Below are 3,965 nucleotides of genomic sequence, written 5' to 3'. Positions count from 1 at the left end.
GCCCCGGTGCAACCGGTTGCGGGTCAGCGCCCGACGCATCCCGATCAGGGTGGCCAGCAGCGCCACGACCACGAGCAGCAGCCCGCCGGAGATGCCGGCGACCAGCACCGGCGTGGACACTCCACCGGTGTCGGTGGGGCCGGCGGGGGCGGCTTGCGGTGTCGGTGAGACGGTCGGCTCCAGGGTGGGCTCCGGCTGCTCCGACGGCGGCGGATTCTCCGGCTGCGGGCGGAGGTCCTCCTCCACCGGCCGCGGCTCGTCGTCCGGCCGGGGCAGCGGGTCGAACGGCACCCAGCCCAACCCGTCGAAGAGCACCTCCGGCCAGGCGTACGCGTCGGCGGCCCGTACCGGCCCCGACCCGGGAGCGGCGAACCCGACCACCACCCGGGTCGGCAGGCCGGCCAGCCGGCCCAGCACCGCGAACGACGCGGCGAACTGTTCGGAGGTGCCGCGCTGCCCACCGCCGTTTCGCGGTCCGAACAGGAAGAACGTCAGGTTCGGGTAGGCGTGGCCACTGGGCGCGTCGGCGACCAGCCGGTAGTGCTCGGCCAGCCACTGCTCGATCGCCGCCGCCCGGGCGTACGGGGCGCCGTTCTCCTCGGCCAGTTGGGTGGCGAGCCGGCGCAGCTGCTCGGGTGCCCCGTCGGCGACGTGCAGCACCCGGGCCACCTCGTCACCGGCCGGGGTGTTCGCGGTGGCCAGCAGGTTGACGTCCGGACGTTCCCGCGCCGAGGTCACCGTGTAGCGCAACCCCGGGCTGAGCCCGTCGGGGCGGATCAACGTGCCGGTGCCCGGGTCGTAGGCGACCCGCGCCCCGCTGACCTCGCGCGGGGTGGCCACGGCGGGCAGCAGCCGCCCGCTGAGCTCGCCCACCGTGATCTCCTGCTCGACCGTCTCCACCGTGGCGTGCGGGGCCGGGTCCGTGGCCGGCAGGATCCGCCCGGCGTTGCGGTAGGTGGCACCGACCCGCCAGGTGACGCCGTCGTAGTCGCTCAGCACGGCCAGCCGGATCCGCACCCCACCACCGGCCGGCGGCGCGTCCGGGCCCTGCGTTGCCGGACCCGCCGGAGCCGCCGCGTCGGCAGCACCGGCCCGCTCGGTGGCCACCTGGAACAGCTGCTGTTCCGGGTTCAGCGCCCAGCCGGAGATCCGGATCAGCGGGTTCTCGTCCAGCGTCTCCACCTGCGGCGGCTCCACATAGCGGCGCGGATCCACCGGGGGCGTGTCCACCAGGGCGGCCACCGCCGGGCCGAGCACCGCCGCCAGCCCCACCACGACCGCCGTGCCGGCGGCCGACGCCGCGGCCAGCCGGGCCCGTACCCCGGCCCGCACCGCCGGGGCCAACTCGTCGACCGGGTCGCCGCCGGCCGGCCGACCCGACACCGCCAGCCCGAGCGCCGCCACCGCCACCAGCGCCACGGTCGGGCCGATCGCCGGCTCGGCGTTCGGTCCGACCACGTACAACGCGCCGGCGTAGAGCAACACCGGCGGCAGGTAGCCCAGCAGCACCCGTCCGGCCCGCAGCGCCACCTCCGCGCCGGCCAGCCCGGCCAGCCAGGCGGCCACCAGTGGCACCAGGATCGTGTCCGGTGTCGGCTCCACCGGGATCATCGCGGTCAGCAGCCGGGGAATGCCGTTGCGCGCGGCGTCGCCGGCCACCTCGGCGAACCCTCCGGGCAGGTCGGCCCGGCCGGCGGCAAACCGCAGGCACCACGCCGTCCACCCGGCCATCGCCAGCACCGACACCGGCGCCACCAGCCAGGACGGCAGCGGCCGCGCCACGACACTGACCAGCACCGAGCCGACCGCCGCACCGGCGATCAGGACGGTCAGCAGCGACCCCGCGTACACCCGGCCGAGCACCATCCCGGCCAGCGCGACCATGGTGATCAGGGCCGCCGGCACCGGTACCGCCCGCAGCAGCCTCACCACCGACGCACCCCGTCCCATTCGGCGGCGAACGCCGCGCCGTCAGCAGCGTCGACGACGACCAGGCCGGCCGCGCCCGGCGGCGTCGGCTCCACCGCCCCGAACACCCCGACCACCACCGACGGGTACGCCCCGCGCAGCGCGCCGACGTGCCCCAGGTCGTCGCGGCCACCCGGCCCGGTGAGCACGACCAGGGTGTCGCCGAGCCGGTCGCGGCGCAGCCGCGCCGCCGCGGCCTCGAGCGTGCCCTCGCCGGTCAGCGACACCGCCGCCAACCGGTCCAGCGGCCCGGCAGCGCCGGAGCCCAGCCCTCCGCCGGACGCTTCCTCGGCGGCGACGAACAGCAGCACCACCGGCAGGTCCTCGCGGACCGCCGCGGTGACCACCGACGCCGCGGCCTCGCAGGCCGACTCGAACGACTCGGCCACCCCGTCGACCCGGTCCGGGTGCGCGGCGGCCCGATTGTCCAGCAGCACCACGATCCGGGGCAGGCTGGTGTCCACGTTCTCCCGCACCATCAGCTCACCCACCCGGGCGCTGGTACGCCAGTGCACCCGGCGCAGCTCGTCGCCGACGACGTACTCCCGTAGCGAGTCGAAGGTGATCGAGCCGTGCGGCACCGCGTCGACCCGCCCGTCGAGGCTGCGACCGGCACCGGTGGGCACCGCCGACAACGGGTGGATGCGTGGGTGCACCCACACCGGCACGCTGCCGCCGTAGGAGCGGGCCAGCACGACCAGACCGAGCGGGTCGCGGCGGATCACCCGCAGCGGCCCGACCGGCACCACCCCGCGCCGGATGGTCGGCACGTCGTAGCGGACCGTGGTGTCCGCCCCCGGGCGCAGCCGCAGCACCGGCACCGGCACCATCCGGTCGCCGCAGCGGTCGGTGGCCAGCAGGCTCGCCGCCCGCAGCCGCCCCGCATTGCGTACGGTCAGCGTCATCGAGGCCGGCTCGCCCCGGGCCACCCGGTCCGGGTCCGCCTGCCGGTGAACCTGCAACCGGGGTCGCCGGGCCGCGGTGACCACGGCCACCGCGAGGGCGGCGCCGGCCGCCGCGCCGAGCAGCGTCAACTCCGGGTACGCGAAGTGGAAGCCGGCGCCGAGCAGCAGCACTGCGGCGACGAGCAGCCCGATGCCCCGGGCGGTGATCCCCACGGCAGCCTTGCCGGTCAGGAGTGTGCCGGGGCCGGCTGGCCCGACGGCAGCGGCACCGGCACGGAGGCGACCGACTGGCGCAGCACGTCGGCGGCGGTCACCCCGCGCACCTGCGCGTCGGGGGTGAGCAGCAGCCGGTGGGCGAACACCGGTTCGGTGAGGATCTTCAGGTCCTCCGGCATGATCCAACCACGGCCGTCGATCAGTGCGTACGCGCACGCCGCCCGGGTCAGCGCGATCACCCCACGGGGGCTGACCCCGACGCGGACCTGCGGGTGGGTGCGGGTGGCCGCGGCCAGCCGCACCGCGTACGCGTAGAGCGGTTCGGCGATGTGCACCCGGCGGGCCATCCGGACCATCTCGCCGACGGTGGCGGTGTCGGTGACCGAGGCGAGCGCCTCGGGGGAGCGCACCGTCGCCCCGCGCAGCACCTCCACCTCCACGGACTCGTCCGGGTACCCCACCGAGAGCTTGACCAGGAACCGGTCCAACTGGGCCTCCGGCAGCCGGTAGGTGCCGTCCATCTCCACCGGGTTCTGGGTGGCCACCACCAGGAACGGCTGCGGCACCGGATGCCGCACCCCGTCCACGGTCACCGTCCGCTCCTCCATCACCTCCAGCAGCGCCGACTGCGTCTTCGGTGACGCCCGGTTGATCTCGTCGGCGATGACGATGTTGGCGAACACCGGACCGGGGTGGAACTCGAAACCCCGGGTGGCCTGGTTGAAGATGGTCACGCCGGACACGTCCGACGGCAGCAGGTCCGGGGTGAACTGGATGCGCCGCCACTGCCCCTGCACCGTCGCCGCGATCGCCCGGGCCAGGGTCGTCTTGCCCACCCCGGGCACGTCCTCCAGCAGGACGTGCCCCTGGGCGAAC

Annotated in this window: 3 protein-coding genes; all 3 read right to left on the bottom strand. The window is 75.8% G+C overall.

Going from position 1 to position 3,965, the window contains the following annotated elements:
* On the bottom strand, positions 1-1,950 hold a 1,950-nt coding region (locus AB0M52_RS31860; RefSeq protein ID WP_363961382.1), incomplete at its 3' end, for a transglutaminaseTgpA domain-containing protein.
* Entirely contained in the window at positions 1,926-3,086 is a 1,161-nt protein-coding gene (locus AB0M52_RS31855; RefSeq protein WP_363961380.1) for a DUF58 domain-containing protein, read from the bottom strand. The genes AB0M52_RS31855 and AB0M52_RS31860, both read right to left, overlap by 25 nt.
* A gap of 14 nt (positions 3,087-3,100) precedes the next feature.
* Positions 3,101-3,965: AAA family ATPase (locus AB0M52_RS31850; protein WP_363961378.1), on the bottom strand; the 865-nt coding region annotated here is incomplete at its 5' end.

Source organism: Micromonospora sp. NPDC051296, assembly GCF_040682255.1.
Taxonomy (GTDB): domain Bacteria; phylum Actinomycetota; class Actinomycetes; order Mycobacteriales; family Micromonosporaceae; genus Micromonospora; species Micromonospora craterilacus.
The sequence above is the reverse complement of the archived record's forward strand: the minus strand, read 5'-3'. Positions and strand labels throughout refer to the sequence as shown.